This window comes from Variovorax sp. SG517 (assembly GCF_013376045.1).
GTDB lineage: Bacteria > Pseudomonadota > Gammaproteobacteria > Burkholderiales > Burkholderiaceae_C > Variovorax.
In genome coordinates this window covers 43,740-69,178 of record NZ_JABMJG010000016.1, presented here as the reverse complement: position 1 = coordinate 69,178, position 25,439 = coordinate 43,740, and the positions used below count along the sequence as shown (strand labels likewise).

The window sequence follows — 25,439 nt, the reverse complement described above, 5'->3', positions numbered from 1 at the left end:
CTTGCTACGTTCACAGGTTGCCTTGGCACAGGTACTTGGTGTGCATGTAATCCTCCAGGCCCCAACGTGAGCCTTCGCGCCCGTAGCCCGATTCCTTCACGCCGCCGAAGGGTGCGCTTGGCGCCGAGATCGCGCCTTCGTTGATGCCGACGATGCCGGTCTCCAGTGCCGACGCCACGCGCCAGATGCGGCGCACGTCCTGGGAGTAAAAGTAGCCCGCCAGGCCGAACGGCGTATCGTTGGCCAGCGCAATCACTTCGGCCTCGCTCCCGAAGCGGAACACAGGCACCACAGGGCCGAACGTCTCTTCGCACGAGAGTTCCATGTCGCGCGTGGCATCGATCAGCACGGTCGGCGCGTAGTAATTCGGTCCCTGCGCGATCTCGCTGCGCACGCGATGGCCGCCGACCACCGCCTTGGCGCCCTTGGTCACGGCATCTTTCACATGCCGCTCGATCTTCTCGACCGCGCGGCCATTGATCATCGGGCCGATCTCCGTCTCGGGCCAGGTGGCGGGGCCGACCTTGAGCGCGCCGACGCGGGCGGCGAGCTTGTCCACGAAGCGATCGTGCACCGCGTCGTGCACGTAGACGCGGTTGGGGCTCACGCAGGTCTGCCCGCCGTTGCGGAATTTCGCAGCCATCACGCCTTCGACTGCGGCAGCCACGTCGGCATCCTCGAAGACGATGAAGGGCGCATTCCCGCCCAACTCCAGCGAGAGCTTCTTGAGCGTGCCCGCCGATTCGCGCGCCAGCAGCTTGCCCACCTGCGTACTACCGGTGAAGCTGATCTTGCGCACCCGGCCATCGGCCAGCCATACGCCCACCACTTCCGGCGTGCGCTCGCGCGAGGCGGTCACGATGTTCAGCACGCCTGGTGGAACGCCGGCCTGCTCGGCCAGCTCGACCAGCAGCAGCGATGTGAGCGGCGTGTCCTCGGCAGGCTTGGCTACGACGGTGCAGCCGGCGGCCAACGCGGGAGCGATCTTGCGGGCGATCATGGCGGCGGGGAAGTTCCAGGGCGTCACCACGGCCACCACGCCGACCGCTTCCTTCAGGACGAAGAAGCGCTTGCTCGCCACCGGGGCCGGGATCATCTCGCCATTGGCGCGCACGGCTTCCTCGGCGTACCACTCGACATAACCGGCGCTGTAGGCGACTTCGCCGCGGCCTTCGGCCAGCGGCTTGCCTTGCTCGCGCGAGATCAAGGCTGCAATGGCTTCTGTGTTCTGCACGATGAGTGCGTGCCAGCGCTTCAGCACTTGGGCACGCTCCTGCGCAGTCGTCGACTTCCAGCTCGCGAGTGCAGCCACAGCGGCATCGACCGCGCGCGATGCGTCCTCCACGCCGCTGTCGGGCACCTGCGCGATCAAGCTCTCGTCGGCCGGGTTGCGCACGTCGAACACGCGGCCGTTCGTGGCAGGCTGCCATTGGCCATGGATGTGGTTCAGTGTTTTCATATCAGGTCAGTGTTTGCGCGTCGCCTAGAAGTCGGCGACCTTGCCCCAGGACGAGTCGCCAAACCGGCTGGGGTGATAGGGACGGGGATCAACGATCGGCGCGGCGCCGGTGGCCAGGTCCGCGATCAGGTGGCCAGCCCCCGGGCCGATGCCGAAGCCGTGCCCGGAAAAACCCGCGGCCAGGATGAACCCCGGCACGGACGCGACCTCGCCGATGGCCGGAACGCCGTCTGGCGTGCAGTCGACGAAGCCCGCCCACATGTGCGTGACCTGGGCCGGCTGAAGTTGCGGTAGCAGTTCGACGGCGCGGCGATGGGTCTTCCTGACGGTGGGCAGGTCGGGTTTGGGGTCGAGGATGCGCACCCGCTCCATGGGGGTGGGGGCGTCCAGGCGCCACCGCTTGAGCGTCTCGTGTCCGCCGCGGATGCCTTCCAGGCCGCCGGGGATCATGCTGCGCCAGCGCTTGGCGAACATCGGGACGAAATGGGTGGCGAACCGCATGAACTGCGGCGTCACGTCCACCCGCGCGCGGCCGCTGATGGCCAGCGCATAGCGTCCGTCGGTGCGCCGGGTGACCGAGACGTCTTTGGTGAAGAGAGCATCGGGCAGGGCGCCATCCACCGGCGACACGCTGAGGATGGTCTGCCGCACCGAAGCCTGCGGAAACCGGATGCCAAGCTGGCGGCAAAACGACGATGCCCAGGCCCCGCCGGCCATCACCACGGTGCGGGTTCGGATGACTCCGGCCTCGGTCACCACGGCGCTGACGCGCCCGCCCTCCAGCTCGATGCCGCGCGCGGCGCACTGCTGAAGCAGCTTGCCGCCCAGCTTCATGAACGCACGGGCCACGGCCGGGGCCGCCTTGGCCGGATCGGCCGTGCCATCGCTGGGAGAGAAGACGCCGCCCTTCCATTCGCGTCCCGTCGCTTGTCCGCGCTGGGCGGCCTGCCGGCCATTGAGCATGATGGAGGTGACTCCCTCGCCTTTCGCGAAATCACGCCAGCTCGCCCAATGCGCAAGTTCCGCCTCGTCGTTGCTGAGGTAGAGCAGGCCGCAGCGGCGAAAGCCGGTGTCCTCGCCGGTCTCGGCGGCGAATCGGTCCCAGAGGTCGAGGCTCTTGCTGGCCATCGGCAGTTCGCGTGCGTCGCGGTTCTGCTGGCGGCACCAGCCCCAGTTGCGGCTGGATTGCTCAGCGCCGACACGGCCTTTCTCGACCAGTGTCACCGAAAGGCCGCGCTGTGCCAGGTAGTAGGCCGCGAACACGCCGACGATGCCGCCGCCGATGACGACGGCGTCCGCCGAGGGCGGCGGCGTTTGTGGCGTCTCGATGTATTGCAGGGGAGGGGACATGATCAAGCCGGCACGATGGTCAGGCCTGAGGGGTCTGGGTGGCGTAGAACTTCGCCACGCGCTCGTGGCTTTCCCAGCCGATGGATGCGCCCAGGGGGACGAAGAACGTGTCACCGGTGGCGAGGGATAGCACGCTGCCATCCGGCGCTGCGAATCGCACGCTGCCGGCCACCAGGTGCATGAACTCGTTGGAGCGGTGCGGTCGCACGATGCGGTGGTAGGACGTGGAATCCCAGGTGCCCGACGTGAATCGGGCAGCATCCTCTGTGAAGACGTTGTCGCTGCGGCATTCCGGCGCCGGTCCGAACAGCACCTCCGGTGGCAGCGATCGCGACGGTTTGAAATCGGCGTCGGCGCGTAGCCGCGCGACGCCGCTGCGCGTCGGTTTGTCGCAGGCTGCCGCGCAGAAGGACATCTGCACCCGCGAGCTGGCTTGGATGTGCAGCGAGGTGCCGCATCCGATTACCGCGCCCGTGTGGGGCCCGAGCACCAGCGGCGCCGCCCCTGCTGCCGTGAGCGTCAGTTCGCCCTCAACGACAACGAGCGTTTCGACGTGGGGAAAGCTAGCGACCTCGAGTTCGCCGATGAAGCTGGTGCGACCGACGGCCATGGCGTCGGGTCCTTCCCAGGCGATCTCGCGATGCCGAGTGAAGGGATCATCCTTGCCGAAGGCGGCGCGTCGGAACGACGTGGAAACGGGTGCGCCGTTGGCGCGATGCAGCACGAGGGCTACGGTCATGGTTGCTCCTGCGCGTTGTGCGCTGTGTTTTTAGTGAAAGCCGAGAATGGCCTTGGTTTCGAGGTACTCCTCCAGGCCTTCGATGCCGTACTCGCGTCCGTTGCCGGAGCGCTTGTACCCGCCGAAAGGCGCATGGGGGCTCCAGGCCGGATGGTTGATGTGCACTTGGCCGGAACGAATGCGCTGGGCCACGGCACGTGCCGCCACGATGTCCTTGCCCTGCACGTGAGCGCCTAGGCCATAGACGGTGCAGTTCGCGATCTCCACGGCCTCGTCGATGCTGTCGTACGGGAGCACCACAAGCACTGGTCCGAATATCTCTTCCTGCGCGATCTGCATTCCGGCATCGACCGAGGAGAACACCGTGGGCCGGCAGTAAAAGCCGCAGCGCAGATCGTCCGGGCGGCCCGGCCCTCCGCAAACGAGCCGCGCGCCTTCGGCGATGCCCGTTGCAATCATTTCCTGCACCCGATTGAATTGGGCGCGATTGGCCACCGGGCCATGCGTGGTCTGCGCGGAGCTTGGATCGCCCACCACGAAACTCGCCGCCGTTTCCGCCGCGAGCCGTTCGACTTCCCGGAGCCTCTCGCGGGGGACGATCATGCGTGTGGGAGCGCTGCACGACTGGCCGACGTTGCGCATGCCGGCGGCAACACCAAGGGGAACGGCCCGCGCCAAATCCGCATCCGGCAAGAACACGTTGGGCGATTTGCCTCCGAGCTCCTGCGCAACGCGCTTGACGGTCGGCGCGGCCGCCTGCGCAACCAGCACGCCCGCACGGGTCGAGCCTGTGATGGAGATCATGTCCACGTCCGGATGCGCCGACAACGCCGCGCCAACCTCAGGCCCCGTGCCGCTGACCAGGTTGAACACCCCAGGAGGCACGCCCGCGTCGTGCATCAACTCGGCGAAGAGCAGGGCGCTCAGCGGCGACAGCTCGCTGGGCTTGAGCACGACCGTGCATCCCGCGGCCAGCGCGGGGCCCACCTTCGCGGTGATCTGGTAGAGCGGCCAGTTCCAGGGCGTGATCAGGCCGCACACGCCGATGGCCTCGCGCTGGATGGCCAAGTCACCGCGCTGCGAGAGGAAGGGGTAGATCGTCGCGTTATCCCGGGCGACGCGAATGTGCTCTGCCGCGACGGGGACCTGCGTGCTGCGTGCGAAGGCGATCGCGGCACCCATCTCCAGCGAGATTGCTTGCGCGAACGTCTCGGCGCGCTCCAGGATGAGGCTGTGAATGCGGTCCAGCAACGAAGCCCGTTCGTGGACCGGACGATCCGACCAGGTGGGGAAGGCGCGCCGCGCGGCCGCAACCGCATCGGCCACGTCCCGTGCATCGCCCAGCACCATGTCCGTCAGGGGCTGTTCCGTGGATGGGTCGATCACGGTGGAACGCGCCTGCCCCTGGGGCTTGACCCACTCGCCTCCGATGAAAACCCGATCCAACCGGCCGTGGAGGCTTTTGACGATGAAAGAGTCCGTTCGTGTCATGACGGCGCAGTATCGAAACGGCAGTTCATGCAGTCAAATTCCAATATTGCCCGCATTCATGCCAGTTTGATATGAATGATCTGAGTCCTCCAACCGCATACTGCAGGTTCAAAGGAAAGGACTAGAGGTATGAAGCAAGGCATCAGCACCATCGACCTGCGCCCATTCAGACCCGGCGACGTGCGATTGGCGCACATCTTGTCCAGCGATCTGAAGTGGGCGCACCGGCCCGAGGACTGGCAGTTCGCGCTGTCCCTGGGTGAAGGTGTGGTCGCCGAACGCGATGGGAAGGTGCTGGGCACCGCGCTGTCATGGAAGTGGGGCGCGGACTACGCCACCATCGGACTCGTGATCGTCGCTCCCGAGCTGCAGGGGCAACGCATCGGCAACCGCATGATGCAGGCCCTGCTCGACCGCCTGGGTTCGCGCCATGTGCTGCTGCACGCGACGGAAGCAGGGCGCGGCCTTTATGAGCGGCTGGGTTTCGTCGCCATGGGCGAGGTTTGCCAACACCAGGGCATGCTCGCGCGCGTACCGCAGCCGCACCAGCGGGAGGGCGATCACCTGCGACCACTCGAGCAAGACGACATCGAATCTCTCATCGCCCTCGACGCTCGGGCCACAGGCATGCTCCGCACCGAACTGCTTCGGCGCGCCTTTGCGGAAGACAGGACCGTGGTCCTGGAACGAGACGGCGAGACCGCAGGTTTCGCAGTTTTGCGGCGTTACGGTCGCGGTCAGGCGATCGGCCCCGTGGCCGCGCCGGACCTCGAAGCCGCGAGCCTGCTGGTATCAGGCTGCTGTCGGTACGTCGAGGGGTTTCTGCGTGTCGACGTTCATGCCGTTGGTGGCTTGTCGCAGTGGCTGGAGACGCAAGGGCTGCCATGCGTCGGCGGCGGCACCGTCATGGTCCGTGGCCGTGCCTTCGAGCGGGGACCGGCGCGCGGCGGCTGGGTTGTGTTCACCCAGGCGATCGGCTGACCTTCTTGCGCGCGGCGTTCTCGCTGCCGCGTACCACGATCCGCAGGGCCTCGACGAAGTCGGCGACCAGCGCTTGCTCCGGATGCTGGTGGGCCCGTATCAGGTAGCAATCGAAGTGGATGGCTGGTTCGAACTCCAGCGCATGCACGCCCGCGAGACCGAGATCGGTGAGAACGGCCGGATTCAAGATGCTGACGCCCAACCCGCGGGCCACCATGGCACACATCGTGGTGGCCAGCGTCGTCTCGATCTCGAGCTTGCGGACCTCGGGAACGAAGGCCTTGTCGATCTCCGCACGCGCCACGTCAGGGGGCGAAGCCGAGATGAATGACTCCCCAGCCAAGTCCCCTGGATTGACCTTGCGGCGGCGCGCCAGCCGGTGTCCCTTCGGGACGATGCAGACGGCTCGCTGTGAAAGAACGAGCTCGCTGTCGACTTCCTGCGGTAGCGCTACGTAGGGCGCCAGCCCCAGGTCGTAGTAGCGCGACGACACACCTTTGCAGATGGTTGCGGAATCCGCTGTGGTGACCACGATGGGCACGTGCGGTCGCATGCCGCGAAACACCTGCAGGATGCGTGGCACCGGGTTGATGGCCAAGGCCGGCGTCACAGCGATCCGCAGGCCATCCACGCCCAGCGTGCGGATGCGCTCCGCTGCTGCGCCGATGGACTCCAAGCCCACGTAGACGCGGTCCACTTCCTTGAGCAATGCATGCGCTTCGGGCGTGGGAAGAACGCGCAGTCCGACGCGTTCGAACAGCTTCATTTGCGTTTCGCGCTGCAGCAGCGCGATGGCCCTGCTCACGTTGGGTTGCGAGGTGTGCAACTGTGTGGCGGCAAGCGTCATTGAGCCTGTGTGCATGACGGCGCGGAAGCATTCGATCTGGCGGAGGTTCATGTCGGTAGTGTATGAAGTTCGAGAGAACTTCTATCTGGCTGCATGAAATCGCGCGTCGACGCCGAGGGGATCCACCACTTTGAAGGAGTCTCTCGATGACCGCACTGCATGGTCAAGTCGTGACGGTCGACCGGGAGCTGACACCCTCGCGATGAACCCACTGTGAATGGAAGCGACAGTGCCATGTGACACCCGAAAGTACATATCCGAAGTGCATCAAGTGACCTGAAACTTGTATTTGACCGCATGCAGTGTCCCTTCGATACTGACTGAAGACAGCCAATCCTTCATGTGATGCAACGAGGCAACGAATGGACAGCAAGAACCCGCCAGCACGCCGCTTCGTGCGACTTGGCGAAACCGAGAGGCGTGCAATTCAGGTCTGGATCGATGGCCGGGCCGCACATGCTCTCGAGGGCGACACACTGCTCGTGGCGCTGCTGTCCAGCACGAGTCACTTGCGCCATTCCGAGTTTTCAGACGGCGTGCGCTCCGGCTTCTGTTTGATGGGCGCCTGCCAGGATTGCTGGGTGCGCGACGAGCGGGGGCAACGCCTTCGCTCCTGTAGTACGCCTGCCCGTGACGGCATGCGCATCCTCACTTCTGCACAGGAGGTCGAATGGGCCAGGCTCGCATAGCCATCGTCGGCGCCGGCCCTGCGGGGGTCCGCGCGGCGCAAGCGCTGGTCGAGTGCGGAGTCCGGCCGGTCGTCGTGGACGAGGGTCGCCGTGACGGCGGGCAGATCTACCGCCGGCAACCGGATGGGTTCAAGCGTCCCTACGCCAAGCTGTACGGAACGGAAGCCGACAAGGCACAAGCCTTGCATCGCAGCTTCGAGCAACTGCGAGACCGGATCGAATGGCGCGCTGAGACGTTGGCCTGGCACATCGAGCCTCATGCGTTGCATATCGTTCGCAATGGTGAAGCCGAAGTCCTGCCCTTCGATGCGTTGATCGTCTGCAGCGGCGCCACGGACAGGCTGATGCCGGTGCCGGGTTGGGACTTGGCGGGCTGCTATAGCTTGGGTGCCGCGCAGATTTCGCTCAAGTCGCAGGCCTGCGCGATCGGCCGGCGAGTGGTATTCATGGGCACTGGGCCGCTCCTGTATCTCGTCGCCTCTCAGTACGTGGCTGCGGGCGCGCAGGTGGAGGCAGTGCTGGACACATCGGCTTCGGTACTGCGCCTGCGAGCGCTGCCTAGGCTTGCCGCGCGGCCCGGCGCGCTGCTCAACGGGTTGAAGCTAGTGGCCTCGCTGCGGAGGGCGGGCGTGCGCGTGATGACCGACGTCACGCCGGTCGAGATCGGTGGTTCGCCTCAACGCGGCGTGACTGGCGTGCGCGTACGCGACGGACGTGGACGCGAACATGCATTCGAATGCGACGCCGTGGCGCTGGGCTATCACCTGCGCTCCGAAGCCCAACTGGCGGACATCGCCAAATGCGAGTTCCGGTTCGATGCCGGGTCGCGTCAGTGGCTGCCTCGCATCGACCAGGACGGCCGCAGCAGCGTCAAGGGCATGTACCTTGCGGGAGACGGCGTGCGTCTCGCCGGTGCGGATGGTGCCGAGGCCGCGGGCCGTCTGGCGGCGCTGGCCTGCCTCGCAGACCTCGGCATTGGATGCTCCGATCGTGCGGAAGTAGTGCGACTGCGCGCCGCCCTCGACAAGATGGAGCGCTTCCGGCAGGGCCTGCAGCAGGCGTTTCCCTGGCCGTACCGCGCGGCGGCCGCATTGCCGGACAGCACCGTCGTCTGTCGCTGCGAAGTCGTCACAGCGGGCGAGTTGCGCACAGCAGTCGGCGAACTAGGGGCCTGCGAGATCAACCGCGCCAAAGCCTTGTGCCGCGTGGGAATGGGGCGTTGTCAGGGCCGATACTGCGGCCACGCGGCAGCGGAGATCGTGGCACATGCCGCCGGAATTCCTTTAGAGCAGGTCGGGCGCATCCGCGGCCAGGGCCCGGTGAAGCCGCTGTCCGTGTCGGCGCTGGCCGTTGGAGGTGCCGAATGAACAGCAGGGATTTCGCCGCTGACGTCGTGATCATCGGCGGTGGCATCGTTGGTGCGGCCGGTGCCTTCTTCCTGCGCCGGCGAGGCCTCTCGGTCGTGTTGCTGGAGCGTGGCCTGGTGGGCCAGCAGGCCAGCGGTGTGAACTTCGGCAACGTGCGTCGGCAGGGGCGGCATCTGCCGCAGCTGCCCTTGGCGCATCGTTCGCGCGAACTCTGGGGCCGGTTGCCGGAGTTGATCGGCCATGACGCCGAGTTCGCTGTCACCGGTCACGTGCGCGTGGTGTACGACGCGGACGGCATGGCCGCCATCGAAAGGTATGCCGCTGATGCGCGGCCCTGGGGCCTCGATCTGCAGATCCTCGGCAACGCCGAAGTTCACAAGCGGTTTCCTTTCCTTGGGCCGGACGTGATCGGCGGCTCGTTGTCTCCGAACGACGGCCATGCCAATCCTCGTCTGGCGGCCCCGGCGTTCGGTCGCGCGGCGCGCAAGGCGGGCGCCACCGTGCTGGAAAACTGCGAGGTTCTGGACCTGCAGAAGGGCGCGCTTGACTTTCATGTCACGGTCAAGGATGGAACCCGCGTCACTGCGCCCGTGGCGTTGGTCTGCGCGGGAGCCTGGGCCGGCAAATTCAGCGCGTGCTTCGCAGAACCGGTGCCGCTGGTGCAACGCGGTCCCACGATGGGCGTGACCGAACCCGTGCCTTACGGGATCCTTCCGGTGGTCGGCGTCAAGAGTTCCAACCCGGCTGACGACATGTACTTCCGCCAGGTCAAGCGGGGCAACATCGTGTTCGGCGGCAGCGTACGCAACGACGCCTATCTTGACGAACGCCGCGCGCAGCCCAGGCCCGGCAACACTTTGCTGCAGCTGCCGCATCTGAGGCGCATCGCTCCGGCGCTCGCCAACCTTCACGTACTTCGCACCTGGAGCGGCGTGGAAAGCTATTTCCCCGACGACCTGCCGGTCATGGGACCCAGCCAGAGCGTGAGCGGCCTGTATTACGCCTTCGGCTTCTGCGGCCACGGCTTCCAGACCGGACCCGGCGTTGGGGACGTGATGGCAGAACTCATCGACCGCGGTACGACCAGTATCGACATGACCCCCTACAGCGTCCGCCGCTTCGGCGAAACCATCGGCGCGCCGCAGGCGAGTCTCGCCACCGTGTAACCACCCCGCAAACCAGCACAGGAGACAACCATGACTGACCACAAAAATAATTCAAGCTCTACCGGCCACCCAGGCCTGGGCAATCTGACACGGCGCGACGCCATGTTCGCCGGTGCGGCGGCCTTTGCGGCCGGGTCGCTTGGTTTAGCTGTGAGTGCACGCGCTGCGGGGCCGGCCGCGAAGCCGACGGGCCAAGCCATTCTTGGCTTCTCGCAGGAAGTCACCGTCCTGCATCCGCTGATGACGTCCAACGAAGTGGATCAGGGCGTCTGGTGGAACCTGTTCAGCCCTCTCTGGCTGATCGACGCTCAAGGCAACTTTGTGCCCGTGTTGGCCAAGTCGGTTCCGACCTTGGAGAACGGCGGCATTTCGGCCGATGGCCTGAGCTGGCGCGTGGAACTGCGCAACGACGTGAAGTGGCATGACGGCAAACCGTTGACGGCGGAGGACGTGCGCTACTCGATCGGCCTGATGAAGAACCCGGCCTTCCGCGCCCGTAACCGAACAGCCTTCGACATGATCGCGAGCGTTGCCGTGGAGGGCAGTCATGTGATCACGTGGAAACTGAAGGAGCCCTATGCGCCGCTCACCTCCACGCTGAGCTGGACCTTCATCGTCCCGGCGCACGTCCTGTCGCAGGACCCCGATCCCAACTCTCCGAAGTTCGCGGCCGCACCTGTGGGAACCGGCCCCTATCGTTTCGTCAGCCGCAAGACCGGCGACTACGTGATGCTCGAGGCGAATCCCGGCTACTTCGGGACGGTGCCCGTCGTCAATCGGTTGATCTTCAAGTACGTGCCGGACCTGAACGCGATGTACACGCAGTTCAAGACCGGAGAGATAGATTTCGTCGGTCTGGCGGGCATACCGGCCAATTTCTACAAAGAAGCCTCGGCCCTGCGCGGTCGCCGTGTCTATCCCGCAGCGCGCTCCGCAGTTGAGAACCTGACGCTCAATCTGGCCCACCCCGCGCTGGCGGACAAGGCCGTGCGGAAGGCGCTGAACATGGCCATCGACCGCCAGTCGATCTGTGACATCGTCTATTACGGCCTGCCAAAGCCCGCCAACAGCTTCCTGGTCCCCGGCCACTGGGCCTACAACGCCAGTCTGCCCAAATTCGAGTACGACCCCAAGAAGGCCGCCGCGATGCTTGACCAACTCGGCTGGGTGAAGGGTGCCGATGGTATCCGTGTGAGGAATGGCGTGCGGCTGTCTTTCACGAATTCCACGGTCACGGGCAACCAGTTGCGCGAGCAGACGCAGCAACTCATCGCTGACGACTTCAAGAAGATCGGCGTCGAGATGCTGATCAAGAACATGGTGGCGGCGGTTCTGTGGGCCGATTTCTGGCGGAACTCCGAGTTCGACAGCCTGATGACAGCGCCGACCTACACCATCGCCTCGGATCCGGATGTCACCCATCGCTTCGGTTCGGGAGCCATTCCGAAGGAAACCAAGTCGGGCTCGAACGTGAGTCTGTACAAGAACGCTGGGGTGGACACGCTGCTTGCCCGAGGCCGCCAGGAATACAACCTGGCCAAGCGCAAGGAGATCTACGCCAAGGTCCAGGAACTGATCATGGACGACCTGCCCTTCCTGCCGTTGTTCAACCTCGTGGAGGTTGAAGGCACGAAGGCTGGGCTGGACGGGTATGCGGGCAACGTGAACGCGCTGTCCAATGCCTGGAACGCAGCCAGCTGGCGCTGGACCGCCTGAAAGCGGGTGCCGTCATGAGCCGATATCTCCTGAGCCGCTTGCTGCAGGCACTGCTGCTGCTGTGGCTGGTTTCGATGATCGCTTTCGCGATCCTTCACTTGGCGCCCGGCGGGCCCCTGTCGCAGTTCCTGGCCACCGGTACCCTGGGGCCGGAGGACATTGAACGGCTCATGGCCCAGTACGGCCTGGACCGGCCGCTGCCTCTCCAGTACCTTGACTGGGCCGGCAATCTGCTAAGAGGCGACTGGGGCCGGTCGTATCGTGACGACCTGCCGGTCTTGACGAAGATCGGCATGCACGTCGGCCCCACGCTCGAGTTGATGATCTCTTCCACGCTGTTGGCGATGTTTATCGGCGGAATGATCGGCATCCTTGGTGCCGTAAGGCGGTATTCAATCTTTGACCACCTCGCCACCATCGGCGCCATGGTGGCCCTATCGATTCCCACTTTTTGGTTCGGGTTGGCAGTGATCTACGTCTTCTCCGTGAACCTGGGATGGCTGCCGGCCGGCGGACGGGAAACCATCGGCGATGGTTCTGCGCTCGATCGCATCCAGCACTTGATGCTGCCCTGCATCGTGCTCGCATTGGTGTCGACGGCAGTGTGGAGTCGATACATGCGTTCCTCGATGCTGGATGTGATCAATCAGGACTACATCCGCACGGCCCGCTCCAAGGGCGTCGCTCCGGTGCGCATTCTCATCCACCACGCCCTTCGCAACGCCTTGTTGCCCATGATCACCATCACCGGTTTGCACGTGTCTACGCTTCTGAGCGGCGCTCTCGTGACCGAAACCGTTTTCACCTGGCCCGGCATGGGGAGGTTGTTCCTGGACAGTGTGGGCAACCGGGACTATCCAGTGGTGATGGGCATGCTCATGTTCACTGCATGCATGGTGCTGTTGGGCAGCCTGCTGGCTGACCTGCTCTATTCCGTTGCGGATCCCCGCATCAAGGTCGGTGTCCAATGAGCGCCGTACATCCAGCATCCCTCCCGCTCGTTCGTCGGTCCTTCGGCGAACGGCATCCTGCGATCCGCCGCTTCATGCGGCACCGTCTTGCGACGCTGGGACTGGTGGTGATCGGACTCATGACGCTGCTGAGCTTCGTCGGACCTTATCTGACGCAGTTCAACGCCACGGACACCGACATCCGGAACCGCCTGGTTGCTCCCTTCGCGGGCGTCCATATCCTCGGCACGGATCCCCTTGGCCGCGACATCCTGGCGCGCCTGATGTACGCGGGACGCATCTCCTTGTCGGTGGGCTTCGCCGCCACGTTGCTGTCAATGGTGATCGGCGTACTGGTGGGACTGGTGGCGGGTTTCTATCGCGGCGCAATTGGCACCGTACTGATGCGCTTCGTGGATTCCATGCTGTGCTTTCCGACGATCTTCCTGCTGCTGGCGGTCGCGGCGCTGATAGAGCCCTCGGTCATTTCCATTGTGGTGCTTATCGCTGCGGCCAGTTGGATGGAGGTGGCGCGCGTGGTCGAGGGGCAGGTCCGCTCTCTGCGTTCACGCGACTTCGCGGTCGCGGCAGAGTCGCTCGGTGCCAGCGACCTGAGGATCATGTTCCGCGAGCTCCTGCCGAACGCAGTGGGCCCCATCGTCGTTGCCGCAACGCTGAACATCGCCAACGCGATCTTGGCAGAGTCCTACATCAGCTTTCTCGGCTTCGGCATCCACCCCCCGACGCCGAGCTGGGGAAACATGCTCGAGAACGCGCAAAGCTATCTGACGAATGCGCCGTGGCTGGCCATCGTGCCGGGGGTCGCCATCACGCTCACGGTGACGAGCTTCAACTTCATTGGTGACGGCCTGCGCGATGCGCTGGACGCCAAACTGGATCGTTAAGGATGCTTGCCATGGACCATCTCGAGCCATTGCACTTCGTGCCCGCTGCCGAAAGCGCGGAAGTGGACAACATTCTGGAAGTGCGTGACCTGAACGTGACGTTCCGCGCATCTGGCGGACCCGTGCGGGCCGTGCGCGATGTGAGCTTTACTTTGCGCCGGGGCGAAAACCTGGCGTTGGTGGGAGAAACCAGCTCGGGCAAGAGCGTGACCTGCCTGGGCCTGCTCGGCCTCACCCCACCTGCGCCGTACTGCACCATCAGCGGTTCTGCCCGTCTGGCGGCGCGCGATGGCAAAACTTACGAGCTCGTGGGTACGCCCGAGCGTGTGATGCGCCAGGTGCGCGGAGGCGCCGCCTCGGTGATCTTTCAGGAGCCGATGACCTCGCTCAACCCGGTGCACACCGTCGGGGCGCAGATCTGCGAGAGCCTGCACCTTCACCTGGGGATGAAAGGCCGTGCCGCCACGGAGCGAGCCGCTGAACTCTTGAACCAGGTCGGCATTTCCGATCCCAGGCGCCGGCTCGCGAATTACCCGCATGAACTGTCCGGCGGCATGCGCCAGCGCGTGATGATCGCCATGGCGATCGCATGCGAACCGTCCCTGCTGATCGCCGACGAACCTACCACGGCGCTGGACGTGACCATCCAGGCGCAGATCCTGGAGCTGCTGCAGAAGCTGCAGTCCGATAACGGCATGGCCATGATCTACATCACGCACAACCTCGGGACGGTTGCCGAGATTGCGGACCGCGTGATGGTGATGTACGCGGGCCGCATCGTGGAAACGACGGACGTGGTGTCGCTGTTCGCACAGCCGCGCCACCCCTACAGTCGCGGACTGATCCAGTCCGTTCCACGGCTGCACTCGAATCGGGCCCGCAAGACCCCGCTGTTCGCGATCCCGGGCAACGTGCCCGACCCGACGTCCCACCCGCCGGGCTGCACCTTCGGACCGCGCTGCAGCCATTTCGAGCCGGGACGCTGCGATGTCGCAGTGCCCGACCTCGAGGGCGTAGGGCCCGGCCACCTGGTGCGGTGTGTGCGTTGGCCTGAAATTCAAGGAGCCGTGTGATGCAGCAAGAACATACCGCTGCCGCCCTTTTGCAGGTCGAAGGCATGCGCAAGTGGTACTCGATCGGCGGGGGCTGGCTGGGCAAGCCGGCTCAGACCGTGAAGGCCGTCGACGGCGTGAACTTTGACATCCGCCGGGGCGAGGTGTTGAGCCTGGTGGGCGAAAGCGGCTCCGGCAAGAGCACCATCGGCCGCGCGATCCTGAACCTCGATGCGCCAACGGCGGGTCAGGTCCGATTCGACGGCAAGCCCCTGGTGGGCCTCACGCGCCGCCAGATGCGGCCCCTGCGGCGCGCGATGCAGATGGTCTTTCAGGATCCGTACTCGTCGCTGAATCCGAAGCACACGGTGGAGGAGTTGCTGTCGGCACCGCTGCAGATCCACATGCCCGAGCTCACCGTGCAGGAGCGCCGCGACAGGATCGACGCCATATTGAAGACAGTGGGACTCAACCCCGCGCATCGGACCCGCTATCCGCACGAGTTCTCGGGCGGCCAGCGACAGCGCATCGGCATCGCTCGCGCGCTGATGACCGAGCCGCAGCTGCTGGTGGCTGACGAGCCAGTGTCCGCGCTCGACGTTTCGGTGCAGGCGCAGGTGATCAACCTGCTGCTCGAGTTGAAGCAGCGCTTGGGTCTGACCATGTTGTTCATCAGCCACGACCTCGCTGTCGTGGGCCACATTTCCGATCGAATCGCGGTGATGTATTTGGGCCGGCTGGTGGAAATCGGCGACGCCGAATCGTTGCTGAACGACCCTCGGCATCCCTACACGCGCGCATTGATGGCGGCGGTTCCGAACATCGACCCGCAGCAGCGGCGCCCGCGCGAGCTGCTCAAGGGCGACATTCCCAGTCCGTTGGCGCCGCCCTCGGGTTGCGCCTTTCGCACGCGATGCCCGCATGCCCAGCCTGCTTGCACGAACGCCGTTCCTGAACTTAGGTTTGTCGAGCGGAACCACGCGACCGCGTGCATCCGCGACGACATCTGACGCCCATCCATGTCTCCTTCTATCCTTCGCGTTCGCAGCGACTACAAGTTGCCCGAGCAAGCCGACGCAGTGATCATCGGCGGTGGCATCGTCGGTGTCTCTACGGCGTACTTCCTGGCCAAGCGTGGCCTTTCTGTGGTCATCCTGGAGAAAGGCTATATCGGCGGTGAGCAATCCAGTCGCAACTGGGGTTGGTGCCGCCAGCAAAACCGCGATGCGCGCGAACTACCGCTGTCGGGTCTCTCGATGCGTTTGTGGGATGAGATGGCACGCGACATCGGGCGTGACCTCGGCTTCCAGCGCTGCGGCCTGTACTACGCGAGTGACGACCTGAAGCAGCTCGCCACCTGGGAAGCCTGGGGGGCGCAGCATGGACGTCCTTTTGGTGTGCGCACACGCATGCTCGACGCCAAAGAGGCCGAAAGCGTGATGCGAGGCAGCACCACTCGCAAGTGGCTGGGCGGCGTGCACTCCATGGACGATGGCACTGCGGATCCGGCCCTGGCGGCACCCGGCATCGCAGAAGGAGCCCGTGCGTTCGGTGCCACGATCCATCAGGACTGCGCGGCCCGCGGGCTTGACATTTCCAATGGCGCGATAAGCGGCGTGTTCACCGAGAAAGGCCTGGTCAGAACGGGCGCCGTCGTGTGCGCCGGGGGCGCCTGGGCCTCTGCGTTCTGCCGCCGGCACGGCATCTCCTTCCCGCAGGCGAGTGTCCGTGCGTCCGTGCTGCGCACACCACCCATTGAAGGTCTTGCACCAGCGCTGGCGACCCCGGAGTGCACGCTGACGCGCCGCCCCGATGGCGGCTACATCGTCGCCATCAGCGGAAAAGGGACGCTGGAGCTCACACCCCAGGGCCTGCGGTACGCGCGTGACTTCATGCCGATGTTCGTCAAGCGGCTCAAAGCGGTGGAGATCGGCGTGGGGCGCTCCTTCTTCCGCGGACCCGAGGCACTCAACCGCTGGGAGTTCGACGAGAAATCGCCGTTCGAGCAAATCCGTGTGCTGGACCCAGCGCCCGACCAGAAGGCGATCAACTACCTCTTGGACAGTTTCAAGCGGCTCTACCCGGCGCTGCCTGGGATCACGGTGTCCCAGGCCTGGGGGGCGTACATCGACAGCACGCCGGACGCGGTGCCCGTCATCTCGCCTGTGGGCCGCATCCAAGGCTTCGTGCTCGCCGCCGGCTTCAGCGGCCATGGCTTCGGCCTGGGGCCAGGGGCGGGGCAACTGGCAGCGAGCATGGTCACGGGCGATGCGCCTCCTGTGGATCCCACGCCTTTCCGCTACTCGCGCTTTGGCGACGGCTCGAAGGTCAAGGTCGGCGCTATCTGAGCCTCTTCGATAAGTACAGAAACCATCTTCATGAGCAATCTCACTTTCTTCAAGTTCGACGATCTGGGTACCGCACGCGAGGGCGGGCCTTTGCCCGAGCGCGTCCTCGCAGGCGCTGCCAAGTTCAAGAACTGGGACGTCGACCGTTCCAACGACGAAAAGGTCCGCGCTGGCGTCTGGGAAACCACGCCTGGCACCTACCGATCCATCAAAGGCGGCACCTGGGAGTTCTGCTACATCCTCTCGGGCCTGTCGGAAGTGACAGAGGACGGAAAGGAGCCCGTGCGGGTGCGCGCGGGGGATTCTTTCGTCATGAGACCCGAATTCACGGGCATCTGGCATTGCATCGAAACGACCCGCAAGATCTGGGTCGTCTACAACAAGTAGCCATGGCCTTCGTCTACAAGGCCGACCCCGTGCGCGGGGCGGAATGGGCACGCCTGTTCGCCGCCAAGGCGCCCGAGATCCCGTTTCACATCTGGCCCGACATCGGCTTGCCTGAGCGCGTGCGCTATCTCGCAGCGTGGACGCTGCCTGAAGGCTTCGAACGGCAGTTCCCCAACGTGGAACTGGTGTTCTCCACGGGCGCCGGCGTGGACCAGTTCGACCTGAGCAAAGTGCCGCCGGCCCTGCCTGTGGTGCGCCTGGCCGAGCCTGGCGTGGTTGCGGGTATGGTGGAGTACGCCACCATGGCTGTGCTGGCTTTGCACCGGGACCTGCCGGCCTACATCGAGCAGCAGCGGCAAGGAAAATGGGCCGCACACCGCGTCCACGCTGCCGCCAAGCGAAGGGTGGGCATCCTTGGCATGGGAGTGTTGGGTCGGGCGGTTCTTACGCAGCTTCGAGGCTTTGGGTTCCAGCTTGCGGGCTGGAGCCGGACGCGCCACGAGTTCGAAGGCGTTACTTGCTACGCGGGTGAGAGCGAGCTGTGGGGGATGCTGGCTGCCACGGACATCCTGGTCTGCTTGCTGCCGCTGACGAGCGAGACGCGCGACATTCTCGATGCAAAGCTGCTCAATGCTTTGCCCCGTGGCGCATCTCTGGTGCATGTGGGGCGTGGCGCACAGCTCGACCATCAAGCCTTGCTGGACGCGCTCGACAGCGGGTGGATTTCTTCCGCCGTGGTCGATGTCACGGCGCCCGAGCCGCTACCTGCGAACCACCGATTCTGGTCACATCCGCGCATTCTGTTGACGCCGCATACCGCCAGCATGACCCAGCCGGAAACAGCGGTTGATCTCGTGCTGGAGAACATACGGCGCCATCAAGCAGGCGAGCCGTTGGCGGGTCTTGTGAGCCGCGACAAGGGGTATTGAGCCGTGAACGCAACCATTGACGATCTTCTGCCCGATCTGATTGCGCTGCGACGCGATCTGCATGCTCATCCCGAGCTGGCGTTCGAAGAGCGCCGAACCTCTGGCATCGTCGCAGCGGCGCTGCGTGAGGCGGGGCTGGAGGTGCATGAGGGCATCGGTGGGACGGGCGTGGTCGGTGTTCTGCGCCGAGGAAGCTCGCCGCGGATGGTCGGCCTGCGTGCAGACATGGACGCTCTGCCCGTCGTGGAGCAAGGCGAGTGGCCGCATGTCAGTCGCTTCCCCGGCCGTCACCACGGGTGTGGGCACGACGGCCACACAGCGATGCTGCTCGGCGCAGCGCGGCAACTCGCGCGCGATGAAGCATTCGAGGGCTGCGTCGCCTTCATCTTCCAGCCGGCCGAAGAAGGACGAGGCGGTGCGCGCGAGATGGTGCGAGAAGGCCTGTTCGAGCGCTTCCCCTGCGAAGCCGTGTTCGCCGTGCACAACTGGCCGGACCTCCCTTTGGGCGTGGCAGCGACGCGGCCCGGCCCCATCATGGCCGCAGCGGATCGTTTCGATATCGTGGTGCGTGGGCGCGGCGGGCACGCGGCGCAGCCGCACCACACACCTGATGTGGTGCTGGCCGCCAGCACGCTGGTGGCCCAGCTGCACACCATCGTGTCACGACGCGTGGCGCCCACCGAGAACGCGGTGCTCTCGGTCACCCGCATCAGTGGCGGCCAGTCGCACAACGTGCTGCCGGCAGCGGTGGAGCTGACCGGCACGGTGCGCAGCTTCAACGGGGCGGTGCAGGACATGATCGAGCAGGCCCTGCGCGACATGGCCGCAGGTGTGGCACGCGCGAGCGGCACCACTGTCGATGTGGAGTACACGCGCTACTACCCTGCCACCATCAACAGCCCGGCGCACGCGCGTCTCGCGCTCGAAGCGGCACGCCGCGCCGGCCTGGAAGCGCAGACGGCTGGAGCACCCGCTTTCACCTCGGAAGACTTCGCGTTCATGCTGCAGCAACGGCCGGGCGCCTATCTCTGGCTTGGCCAAGGCGCGGGCACGAGCCCTGCGCCCTTGCACCACCCCTCCTACGACTTCAACGACGACGTGCTGGCCTTCGGTGTGCGCTGGTTTGTGACCGTTGCGCATCTGGCGCTGCTGGACACGTCCTTTCCCTCCCAGAAATGATGCTCTACCTATCCACCCGGGGCGATCCCGACCGGAAGCGCTTCTGCGAAATCCTGCTCGAAGGCCTGGCGCCCGACGGCGGCCTCTACCTGCCCGAGCAATATCCGCAGGTCGACACCGCCACGCTCGCCAAGTGGCGCAAGCTGCCGTATGCCGAGCTGGCCTTCGAGATCCTCTCGCTCTACATCGACGACATTCCGCCGGCCGACCTGAAGGCGATCTGCGCGAAGACCTACACGGCCGAAGTGTTCGGTACCGACGAGATCGTGCCGCTGCGCGAGCTGGAAGACGGCGTGTACCTCGAAGCCCTGTCGAACGGCCCCACGCTGGCCTTCAAGGACATGGCGATGCAGCTGCTGGGCAACCTGTTCGAGTACGAACTGGCCCGCCGCGGCGCCGAGCTCAACATCCTGGGCGCCACCAGCGGCGACACCGGCAGCGCGGCCGAGTACGCCATGCGCGGCAAGAAGGGCGTGCGCGTCTTCATGACCTCGCCCGACGGCCGCATGAGCCCGTTCCAGCAGGCGCAGATGTTCAGCCTGCAGGACGCGAACATCCACAACATCGCCATCACCGGCGTGTTCGACGACTGCCAGGACATCGTCAAGGCCGTGTCGAACGACCTGGCCTTCAAGCGCAAGTACCGCATCGGCACGGTCAATTCGATCAACTGGGCGCGGCTGCTGGCGCAGGTCGTCTACTACTTCGCGGGCTACTTCCAGGCCACGGCGAGCAACGACAGGCCGGTGAGCTTCACCGTGCCCTCGGGCAACTTCGGCAACGTCTGCGCGGGCCACGTGGCGCGCATGATGGGCCTGCCGATCCACACGCTGGTGGTCGCCACCAACGAGAACGACGTGCTCGACGAGTTCTTCCGCACCGGCGTGTACCGCGTGCGCGGTGCGGTCGACACGCACAAGACCTCCAGCCCGTCGATGGACATCAGCAAGGCCAGCAACTTCGAGCGCTTCGTGTTCGATTTGATCGGCCGCGACGCGGCGAAGGTGAAGCGCCTGTTTGGTGAACAGCTGGTGAGCCAGGGTCGCTTCGAACTCCCGGCCGATCCCAAGTTCGGCTTCGTGTCGGGCAAGAGCACGCATGCAGACCGTGTCTCGACCATCCGCGATACCTTTCATCGCTTCGGCGTGATGGTAGATCCGCATACGGCCGACGGCCTCAAGGTGGCACGTGAGCATGTGCGCAAGGGGACGCCCATGGTCGTGCTGGAGACCGCGCTGCCGATCAAGTTTGCGGCCACGGTCGCGGAGGCGCTGGGACGCGGCCCGGATCGACCGGCCAAGTTCGAAGCCATCGAGGAGCTGCCGCGCCGCGTCACGGTGCTTCCGGCCGAGGTTGAGCAGGTGAAGGCCTATATCGCTTCCCACGTGGCCTGATCGTCCCATGGCTGTCTTTACCGAAGTTTCATTCGACGAGGCCGCAATGTTCCTGCGCAAGTTCGAGCAGGGTGGATTGCGGGCCCTTTTCGCTTGCTCCGGGGGCATCGAGAACACGAACTACTTCGTGGCGACGGATGCGGGCCCGCATGTGCTGACGCTGTTCGAGCGGCTGGCAGATGAGGAGCTGCCCTTCTACCTGCACCTCATGCAACACCTGGCCGGACAGGGAATTCCTGTGCCCGACCCGTTGCCGGACCGTGAAGGACGCATCCTGCATCGCCTGAAGGGCAAGCCCGCCGCGATCGTGACCAGGTTGCATGGCAGGAGTGAACTGAAACCCTCCGTCGCGCACTGCAGTGCCGTCGGAGCGGTGCTCGCCCGAATGCACTTGGCTGGCAAGGACTACGAACGCTACCAGCCCAATCTGCGAGGCTTGCTCTGGTGGAGCGAAACCGCTCCCCTGGTCATGCCCTACCTCGACAATGGTCAGCGAGCGCTACTCACGCGTGAAATGGATTTCCAGAACCGCGTCGCGGCATCGGATGACTACGCGGCCTTACCTCGTGGCCCCATCCACGGGGACTTGTTTCGCGACAACGTCTTGTTCGAGGGTGAGCGGCTCACGGGGGTTCTCGACTTCTATTTCGCCGGCTGCGACACGTGGCTGTACGACATCGGCGTATGCCTCAACGACTGGTGCGTTGACCTGGATAGCGGGCAAGGGAATGCAGCGCATGAAGCCGCTTTGCTATCGGCCTATGAAGCAGTGCGGCCGCTGCAGCCACCGGAGCGTGGCCTTCTGCTCGCGATGCGGCGCGCCGCCGCGCTTCGGTTCTGGTTGTCACGCCTGCGTGATCTGCATCTGCCGCGGCCGGCCGAAGTCTTGAAGGCGCACGACCCGCGGCAACTCGAACAGGTTCTGCGTCACTGCACGAGCGACGCCGAAGCGATTCTCTAAACCCAACAAAGACAATCTCATGGGAACCACCAAAGACTACTACGCCGCGTTGCGGCAGGAACTTGAACAGATCCAAATGGCCGGCTTGCCGAAGATCGAGCGCGCCATCACGTCGCCGCAAGGCAGCCGGATCTCCACTGCCGGTGCACCGGCGTTGATCAATCTCTGCGCCAACAACTACCTCGGTCTGTCGTCCCACGCGGACGTCCTGCAGGCCGCCCACGCGGCACTCGACGCACGCGGCTTCGGCATGAGCGGTGCCCGGTTCATCTGTGGAACCCAGGACCTGCACCAGGCACTGGAGGCGCGCCTCTCCACTTTTCTGGGCATGGAGGACACCATCCTGTACGGATCAGCCTTCGACGCGAACGGTGGATTGTTCGAGCCGCTGCTGGGTCCGGAGGATGCGGTCATCAGCGACGAACTGAACCACGCCTCGATCATCGACGGCATCCGCCTGTGCAAGGCCAAGCGCTACCGCTACCGGCACGATGACATGAACGACCTGCGCGTGCAGCTGGAGGCGGCGGACGAGGCCGGGGCGCGGCATAAGCTCGTGTTCACCGACGGGGTTTTCTCGATGGACGGGACCATAGCTCGCCTGCACGAGATGCGCGCGATCTGCGACGAATTCAGTGCATTGCTAGGGGTGGACGACTCGCACGCCACCGGTTTCCTGGGCAAGAAGGGGCGCGGTAGTCACGAGTACTGCGGCGTCTTTGGCAATGTTGACATCATCACGGGCACGCTTGGAAAGGCACTTGGCGGCGCATCAGGCGGATTCACCAGCGCGAAGCGGGAAGTGGTGCAGTTGCTGCGGCAACGCTCGCGTCCCTATCTTTTTTCCAACAGCCTGGCTCCGGCCATCGTCGGCGCCACGCTCAAGGTGCTCGATGTGCTGGAGGCGAACACGACCCTGCGCGACCAGCTGGAAGACAACACGCGCTATTTCCGTGCAGGTCTCATCGCGCGGGACTTCGAGGTGAAGCCGGGCGAACACCCCATCGTGCCCGTGATGCTTTACGACGCGGAGCTGTCACAGCGTTTTGCACGGCGACTGCTGGAGCTGGGCGTCTACGTGACGGGCTTCTTTTACCCCGTCGTCCCGAAGGACCAAGCCCGTATCCGCGTGCAGATCAGTGCGCAGCACACGCGGGGCCAACTGGATGAAGCCCTGCGCGCATTCGAGCAAGCAGGTAAGGACACGGGGGTGATCGCATGAGCGAAGCGCCTCGCATTCTCGTCGTCGGCGCCAACGGCCAGTTGGGGACGGAACTTGCCGTCGCGCTCGCCGAGCGCCACGGCGCGGAAAACGTCATTGTGAGCGATCGACTCGCGAGCGGCCGACATCAAAGCCTGCGGTATGAAACGCTTGACGTAACCGACACCCGGCGCCTTGCCGGGGTGATCGAAAAGCATCGCGTTACCCAGATCTACCATCTGGCGGCAGCTCTGTCGGCGAGCGGCGAGACGCGGCCGGCGTGGGCATGGAAGCTCAATATGGATGGCCTGTTGAACGTCCTGGAGGCGGCCCGCCACTACAAGCTGGACAAGGTGTTCTGGCCGAGCTCGATTGCGGCATTCGGCCCAACGACTCCGGAAGACGGCACGCCGCAGACAACGGTGATGGAGCCCGGCACGGTCTATGGCATATCGAAGCTTGCCGGCGAAGGCTGGTGCCGTTGGTACTTCGAGAAGCACGGCGTCGATGTGCGAAGCTTGCGCTACCCGGGACTCATCTCCTGGAAGACGAGCCCCGGAGGTGGGACGACCGATTACGCGGTCGACATCTTCCATGCCGCTTTGAAGAGCGAGCGCTACACCTGCTTCCTAGAGCCTGACGAGTCCCTGCCCATGCTGTACATGGACGACGCGGTGCGTGCGACCCTGGAATTGATGGAAGCTCCTGCAACCGAGATCACGGAACGCGGCAGCTACAACCTTGCAGGCTTGAGCTTCACGCCGAGGGAAATCGCGGCGGAGATCCGCAAGCATCTGCCTGACTTCGAGATCGTGTACGAGCCAGATTTTCGCCAAGCCATTGCCAGCAGCTGGCCCAATTCCATCGATGACCGATGCGCTCGGGCCGATTGGGGTTGGCGGCACCGATATGACCTCTCGCAAATGGTGAACGAGATGCTGAAGAACCTCTCTCGAGCCCTCGGGCGGGGGACCTTGAGCAAGGCGGAGCCGCAAGCCTTGGTTGCGACCTGAACGGAAATGGATGCGAACAATTGAACTACTAGAAGGTAGTTCATGTCATGCGCGGAAACGGCAGGCTTTTAAGCGGATCACTGAATTCGTCGACTGCGATGTGACACCGCGATGCCAAACGGATGCAATTTTTAGCACGATGCTTCAGCTGGTGCGTTGTGGATAGTTCGTTTGGACATGCGCTGGCTCCTCACTGTGGAGAAGCGGAATCGCAAAGCGCTGTGTCTGGAAACCCATTTTCGTAGGATGTCAGGTGAGAGGTCGTGCAGGGTGAGGAGGGGCGAGGAGGGGCGCATTGCCAACGTCATTCGCTGAAGCCGTCATTGCGAGGGTCGAATGCCGCGCGCCTTGACCACCTCGGCCCATGTGCGTGCTTCCCTGCGCGCATGGTCCGCAAGCGCCTCCGCGCTGCTGCCCCCGGGCTCGGCGCCCAGCTTGTCGAGGCGGGCGGCGACTTCGGGCATTGCCGCGACTTTCATCCAGGCCCGTGAAAGCGCAAGCACGATGGGCTTGGGAGTGCCTTGCGGAACCCAGACGCCGTACCAGGCCTCGATCACGTGCCCTGGCACGAACTCGCTGACCGTGGGGAGGTCGGGCATGCCGCGCGCACGCCGCGTACCCGTCTGAGCCAATGCGCGCACCTTGCCGGTGGCGAGGAGACCCGGCACCTGCGACGCCGGGCTCATCGACAGCTGAACCTCGTTCGACAGCAGATTGGCGCTGAAGTTGTTGGCATAGTTGACGTGCAGCAGCTCGGCACCCGTCTGCAGGCTCAGCATCTGCGCACCCAGGTAGGCCGCGGAGCCATATCCGGTGACGCCCATCGCGAGCTTGGAAGGGTTCGCCTTGGCATGGCGCAGCAGCTCAGGGAAAGTCGTGATGGGGACCTGGGCATTGACGAGCCAGACGAAGGTGGACTCGGCGAAGCGCGAAATGGGCACGAGGTCCTTCTCGGGATCGTAGGGAAGGTTGGCGACCACGTGCGGGTTCATCGTGATCGTCTGGTTGAACGTGAACAGCAGCGTGTAGCCATCAGGCTTGGCGCGCACGACGCGCTGCACGCCGATGACCCCGCTGGCGCCGACCACGTTTTCCACGACCACGGCTTGCCCGAGCACGTCGCCCAGGTACTGCGCGGCGATGCGCCCGAGAATGTCCACGCCCGTGCCGGCCGCAGCCGGCAGGATCAGCCTCACAGGCGCCGAGGGGTAGCGTTCCGTCTGGCCGGCGGCCAGCCCGCTCAGGCCCAGCAGGGACATCAGTGCGAGGGCCCGAAGGCCCTTCCGGCGAGAGTTCATGGTTGCCTGCATGATGG

General features: G+C 64.9%; 23 protein-coding genes. 17 read left to right on the top strand and 6 right to left on the bottom strand.

The genetic code is table 11. From position 1 onward, the window contains the following. Nucleotides 1-10: 10 nt before the first annotated feature. Genes FHT32_RS33005 through FHT32_RS32990 form a run of 4 tightly spaced genes read right to left on the bottom strand, consistent with a single transcriptional unit; the run spans nucleotide 11 to nucleotide 5,039 of the window. On the bottom strand, nucleotides 11-1,459 hold the full coding sequence (locus FHT32_RS33005) for an NAD-dependent succinate-semialdehyde dehydrogenase (RefSeq protein WP_176668750.1): 1,449 nt from the start codon (nucleotides 1,457-1,459) through the stop codon (nucleotides 11-13). A gap of 24 nt (nucleotides 1,460-1,483) precedes the next feature. After that, entirely contained in the window at nucleotides 1,484-2,809 is a 1,326-nt protein-coding gene (locus tag FHT32_RS33000; protein ID WP_176668749.1) for an FAD-binding oxidoreductase, read from the bottom strand. A gap of 19 nt (nucleotides 2,810-2,828) precedes the next feature. Then, nucleotides 2,829-3,548, bottom strand: a complete 720-nt coding sequence (locus tag FHT32_RS32995; RefSeq protein WP_176668748.1) for a cupin domain-containing protein — start codon at nucleotides 3,546-3,548, stop codon at nucleotides 2,829-2,831. A 30-nt stretch (nucleotides 3,549-3,578) separates the two neighbouring features. Next, entirely contained in the window at nucleotides 3,579-5,039 is a 1,461-nt protein-coding gene (locus FHT32_RS32990) for an aldehyde dehydrogenase family protein (RefSeq protein WP_176668747.1), read from the bottom strand. A 129-nt stretch (nucleotides 5,040-5,168) separates the two neighbouring features. Here FHT32_RS32990 and FHT32_RS32985 point away from each other — a divergent pair, with 129 nt between their 5' ends. Then, the gene (locus FHT32_RS32985; RefSeq protein ID WP_176668746.1) at nucleotides 5,169-6,020 is read left to right on the top strand and encodes a GNAT family N-acetyltransferase; all 852 of its coding nucleotides are present in this window, start codon (nucleotides 5,169-5,171) and stop codon (nucleotides 6,018-6,020) included. On the opposite strand, the gene FHT32_RS32980 is transcribed toward FHT32_RS32985, so the two are convergent. Beyond that, complete coding sequence (locus FHT32_RS32980; RefSeq protein ID WP_176668745.1) at nucleotides 6,001-6,918, bottom strand: LysR substrate-binding domain-containing protein; 918 nt, start codon at nucleotides 6,916-6,918, stop codon at nucleotides 6,001-6,003. The genes FHT32_RS32985 and FHT32_RS32980 overlap by 20 nt on opposite strands. Nucleotides 6,919-7,229: 311 nt before the next feature. Here FHT32_RS32980 and FHT32_RS32975 point away from each other — a divergent pair, with 311 nt between their 5' ends. Genes FHT32_RS32975 through FHT32_RS32900 form a run of 16 tightly spaced genes read left to right on the top strand, consistent with a single transcriptional unit; the run spans nucleotide 7,230 to nucleotide 24,124 of the window. Next, nucleotides 7,230-7,556: a (2Fe-2S)-binding protein gene (locus FHT32_RS32975; RefSeq protein WP_176668744.1), complete on the top strand. Its 327-nt coding sequence runs from the start codon at nucleotides 7,230-7,232 to the stop codon at nucleotides 7,554-7,556. Next, the gene (locus FHT32_RS32970; protein WP_176668743.1) at nucleotides 7,538-8,923 is read left to right on the top strand and encodes an NAD(P)/FAD-dependent oxidoreductase; all 1,386 of its coding nucleotides are present in this window, start codon (nucleotides 7,538-7,540) and stop codon (nucleotides 8,921-8,923) included. The genes FHT32_RS32975 and FHT32_RS32970 overlap by 19 nt, the downstream gene beginning before the upstream one ends. Further along, a complete protein-coding gene (locus FHT32_RS32965) occupies nucleotides 8,920-10,089 on the top strand; it encodes an FAD-binding oxidoreductase (RefSeq protein ID WP_176668742.1) in 1,170 nt (389 codons plus the stop codon). Before FHT32_RS32970 ends, FHT32_RS32965 begins: the two co-directional genes overlap by 4 nt. Nucleotides 10,090-10,119: 30 nt before the next feature. After that, nucleotides 10,120-11,805, top strand: coding sequence for a peptide ABC transporter substrate-binding protein (locus FHT32_RS32960; protein ID WP_176668741.1), 1,686 nt, complete (start codon nucleotides 10,120-10,122; stop codon nucleotides 11,803-11,805). A gap of 14 nt (nucleotides 11,806-11,819) precedes the next feature. After that, nucleotides 11,820-12,776, top strand: a complete 957-nt coding sequence (locus tag FHT32_RS32955) for an ABC transporter permease (protein WP_176668740.1) — start codon at nucleotides 11,820-11,822, stop codon at nucleotides 12,774-12,776. Then, the gene (locus tag FHT32_RS32950; protein ID WP_176668739.1) at nucleotides 12,773-13,660 is read left to right on the top strand and encodes an ABC transporter permease; all 888 of its coding nucleotides are present in this window, start codon (nucleotides 12,773-12,775) and stop codon (nucleotides 13,658-13,660) included. Before FHT32_RS32955 ends, FHT32_RS32950 begins: the two co-directional genes overlap by 4 nt. An 11-nt stretch (nucleotides 13,661-13,671) precedes the next feature. Next, nucleotides 13,672-14,733: an ABC transporter ATP-binding protein gene (locus FHT32_RS32945; RefSeq protein WP_176668738.1), complete on the top strand. Its 1,062-nt coding sequence runs from the start codon at nucleotides 13,672-13,674 to the stop codon at nucleotides 14,731-14,733. Further along, nucleotides 14,733-15,722, top strand: a complete 990-nt coding sequence (locus tag FHT32_RS32940) for an ABC transporter ATP-binding protein (RefSeq protein ID WP_176668737.1) — start codon at nucleotides 14,733-14,735, stop codon at nucleotides 15,720-15,722. Before FHT32_RS32945 ends, FHT32_RS32940 begins: the two co-directional genes overlap by 1 nt. Nucleotides 15,723-15,731: 9 nt before the next feature. Then, the gene (locus FHT32_RS32935; protein ID WP_176668736.1) at nucleotides 15,732-17,060 is read left to right on the top strand and encodes an FAD-binding oxidoreductase; all 1,329 of its coding nucleotides are present in this window, start codon (nucleotides 15,732-15,734) and stop codon (nucleotides 17,058-17,060) included. A 30-nt stretch (nucleotides 17,061-17,090) separates the two neighbouring features. Further along, the gene (locus FHT32_RS32930; RefSeq protein WP_176668735.1) at nucleotides 17,091-17,447 is read left to right on the top strand and encodes a cupin domain-containing protein; all 357 of its coding nucleotides are present in this window, start codon (nucleotides 17,091-17,093) and stop codon (nucleotides 17,445-17,447) included. A gap of 2 nt (nucleotides 17,448-17,449) precedes the next feature. Continuing rightward, on the top strand, nucleotides 17,450-18,376 hold the full coding sequence (locus tag FHT32_RS32925) for a glyoxylate/hydroxypyruvate reductase A (protein WP_176668734.1): 927 nt from the start codon (nucleotides 17,450-17,452) through the stop codon (nucleotides 18,374-18,376). 3 nt (nucleotides 18,377-18,379) lie between these two features. Then, complete coding sequence (locus FHT32_RS32920; RefSeq protein ID WP_176668733.1) at nucleotides 18,380-19,555, top strand: M20 aminoacylase family protein; 1,176 nt, start codon at nucleotides 18,380-18,382, stop codon at nucleotides 19,553-19,555. Next, entirely contained in the window at nucleotides 19,555-20,949 is a 1,395-nt protein-coding gene (gene thrC / locus FHT32_RS32915) for a threonine synthase (protein ID WP_176668773.1), read from the top strand. Before FHT32_RS32920 ends, thrC begins: the two co-directional genes overlap by 1 nt. 7 nt (nucleotides 20,950-20,956) lie before the next feature. Then, on the top strand, nucleotides 20,957-21,910 hold the full coding sequence (locus FHT32_RS32910) for a homoserine kinase (protein ID WP_176668732.1): 954 nt from the start codon (nucleotides 20,957-20,959) through the stop codon (nucleotides 21,908-21,910). Between the two features lie 19 nt (nucleotides 21,911-21,929). Beyond that, nucleotides 21,930-23,132, top strand: coding sequence for a glycine C-acetyltransferase (gene kbl / locus FHT32_RS32905; RefSeq protein WP_176668731.1), 1,203 nt, complete (start codon nucleotides 21,930-21,932; stop codon nucleotides 23,130-23,132). Then, nucleotides 23,129-24,124, top strand: a complete 996-nt coding sequence (locus FHT32_RS32900; protein WP_176668730.1) for an NAD-dependent epimerase/dehydratase family protein — start codon at nucleotides 23,129-23,131, stop codon at nucleotides 24,122-24,124. The genes kbl and FHT32_RS32900 overlap by 4 nt, the downstream gene beginning before the upstream one ends. A gap of 320 nt (nucleotides 24,125-24,444) precedes the next feature. Here the strand turns inward: FHT32_RS32900 and FHT32_RS32895 are convergent, their stop codons facing one another. After that, on the bottom strand, nucleotides 24,445-25,422 hold the full coding sequence (locus FHT32_RS32895; RefSeq protein WP_176668729.1) for a tripartite tricarboxylate transporter substrate binding protein: 978 nt from the start codon (nucleotides 25,420-25,422) through the stop codon (nucleotides 24,445-24,447). Nucleotides 25,423-25,439: the final 17 nt, after the last annotated feature.